Annotated in this window: 2 protein-coding genes; both read right to left on the bottom strand. The window is 62.4% G+C overall.

Annotated features, from left to right (window positions below; genetic code table 11):
* Nucleotides 1–148, bottom strand: a 148-nt coding sequence (locus AC5Y5O_RS32120) for an arsenate-mycothiol transferase ArsC (RefSeq protein WP_500028759.1), incomplete at its 3' end; no start/stop codon positions are given.
* A 15-nt stretch (nucleotides 149–163) separates the two neighbouring features.
* Nucleotides 164–838: an arsenate reductase ArsC gene (locus tag AC5Y5O_RS32115; RefSeq protein ID WP_061559461.1), complete on the bottom strand. Its 675-nt coding sequence runs from the start codon at nucleotides 836–838 to the stop codon at nucleotides 164–166.
* Between the last annotated feature and the right edge of the window lie 14 nt (nucleotides 839–852).

Genomic DNA, 852 nt, shown 5'->3' with positions numbered 1-852 from the left:
TGTTGATGCCCTCGCCCGGCTTCGTTCCGGCCGAGTAAACAAGAACTGCGTCACCGGCGAGCTTGCGCATTAGGCCGGCCGCCATTTGCGACTTCCCGCTGTTCTTAACGCACACGAACAGCACCGAGGGCGGCTTGGCTTCATTCATGGCTCTGCTCCTTGATTACCGCTGCGACTGTATGCCTAGTTCGGACAGCAGTCGGCGAACACGCTCTTCGATTTCATCGCGGATGGGACGCACGGCTTCGACCCCTTGCCCGGCGGGATCCTCGAGTTCCCAATCCTCGTAACGCTTGCCGGGAAACAGGGGGCACGTGTCGCCGCATCCCATCTTGACGACGACATCGGCGGCCTGAACGATTTCGTCGGACCACGGTTTGGGGAATTCACGGGTGATGTCGACACCGACTTCCGCCATGGCCTGCACCGCGGACGGGTTAATTTGATCGCCGGGTTCAGATCCGCCCGACCACGCCACTGCCTGGTCGCCCGCGAGGTGATTGAAGAATCCGAGAGCCATCTGTGAGCGCCCGGCGTTATGCGTGCACAAGAACAAGACAGTCGGGCGCGTGTCAACGAGTTGCCCGCTGACACGCACGCGTGCTGCGAGGCGTTGGCGCGTCCACCGTTCCGCTCGCGCGGTTAGCGATTTCGCATCGATGGCGCGACCGTTGAATCGTTCGCAATAGGAGCGCAGCGACCGCTCGATATCGTCGCGGCCGACGTGCTCGCCGAACTCGGCGTGGAGCCGATCCGTAACGTCCTTCGGGGCCAGTTGCTGGTCGCCTGATTGATGCCCGAGCTGGTCTGTACTGGGTGACGGCGAGCTATCGGTCATGGTGTGCTCCGCTG

The organism is Mycobacterium sp. NGS40 (assembly GCF_059812735.1).
The sequence above is the reverse complement of the archived record's forward strand: the minus strand, read 5'-3'. Positions and strand labels throughout refer to the sequence as shown.

Excerpts from the sequence above, each read along its gene's own strand:
- AC5Y5O_RS32115 (WP_061559461.1), bottom strand. The coding sequence starts at position 838 with ATGACCGATAGCTCGCCGTCACCCAGTACAGACCAGCTCGGGCATCAA.